The organism is Aliifodinibius sp. S!AR15-10, assembly GCF_031569985.1.
Classification (GTDB): Bacteria; Bacteroidota; Rhodothermia; order Balneolales; family Balneolaceae; genus JAMQKA01.
In genome coordinates, this window is record NZ_JAMQKA010000110.1 from 1 (window position 1) to 1,407 (window position 1,407).

Genomic DNA, 1,407 nt, shown 5'->3' on the forward strand with positions numbered 1-1,407 from the left:
TTTCCAGAGCACCGAAAAGGGGTGGGAAGATGGATTCGGGCGCCAGATCCTCGGAGAGACCTGGATCGACCATCATGGGTCGCACGGTGAGGAAGGAACCCGGGCTATTATCGATGGAATAAAGAAACGGCAAAACCATGCGATCCTGCGGGGCGTGCAGGATATCTGGGGACCCACCGATGTCTATGGGACCCGCGAGCTTCACGGTGATGCCCAGGTGCTGGTCTGGGGCCTTTCCACCGAAGGCATGTCGGCTGACACGCCTATCCAATGGGAGCAGTCGACGATGCCGGTTGCCTGGATCAAACACTACACGAGTGAGCAGGGCAACACCGGCCGGGTATTTACCACAACGATGGGGGCCTCTGTCGACTTGGTAAGTGAAGATCTCCGCCGCTTGATTGTCAATGGTTGCTACTGGGCCGTTGGTATGAACAGCCAGATCCCTGAGGAAAGTAATGTGAAAATAATAGGAGATTACAATCCGACGATGTTCGGATTTGGGGATCACAAAGAAGGGATGGTACCTTCAGATTTTAAATAGCATGCCCGGCGGGCTGCTTCAGGATATACAAATAGTAAAAAGTAAGTGTTAATTAAATAGATATTTATTATGACGAAAGTAGGATTTGATCTGCTGGCTTGGTCGGCGGTGGTCTCGGAGGACTTGCTGCCAACGGTTGAGCGACTAAAGAACATTGGCTACGATGGTATTGAAGTTTTTTTAGGAATTGAGGATAAGGAGGTTTACAAACGTTTTGGCAAGCAGGTTCAGGATATGGGATTGGAGATGAGCTGCGTGATGGTGCTTGGGCCGGAAGAGAACCCGATCGATGCTTCAAAAGAGGTTCGCCAGAAGGGACTGGATCGTATCAAATGGGCGATTGACCGGGCCGATGACATGAATGCCGGCCTGATCTGTGGACCGATACACTCGGCTTTTGCGACTTTTGCCGACAAAGCACCGGACGAGGACGAGTACAAGCGAAGTGCCGATGTTCTTCGAAAGGCCGGTGAATACGCCGCCCAGGGCGACATCCTGCTTGCGCCCGAGGCGATCAACCGGTTCGAATGCTACCTCTGTAATACGATGGAACAGCTGGTGGGGCTGATTGAACGGGTGGACCACCCCAATGTAAAGGCCCACTTTGACACCCATCACGCCAATATTGAGGAGAAGAGCTTGGCCGGGGCCCTCAAGAAGGCCGCACCGGTGCTTGGCCATGTGCATATCAGCGAAAACGACCGCGGCACGCCGGGATCGGGGCACGTGCCCTGGGAGGAGACGTTTTCCACACTTGCCGATATCGGCTATGAAGGGTGGCTGACCATTGAGGCATTTACCCGGGATGATCCCGACTTTGCCAATTCCATTAATGTGTGGCGAGAATACAACGAGCCCTGGGA

2 protein-coding genes are annotated in these 1,407 nt (G+C 53.4%); both read left to right on the plus strand.

Features of this window, described 5'->3' with window-relative positions; all coding sequences use genetic code 11:
* The coding region (locus NC796_RS26535; protein ID WP_310688907.1) for a ThuA domain-containing protein at positions 1 to 544 on the plus strand (544 nt) is incomplete at its 5' end.
* 69 nt (positions 545 to 613) lie between these two features.
* Positions 614 to 1,407, plus strand: a 794-nt coding sequence (locus NC796_RS26540) for a sugar phosphate isomerase/epimerase family protein (RefSeq protein WP_310688909.1), incomplete at its 3' end; no start/stop codon positions are given.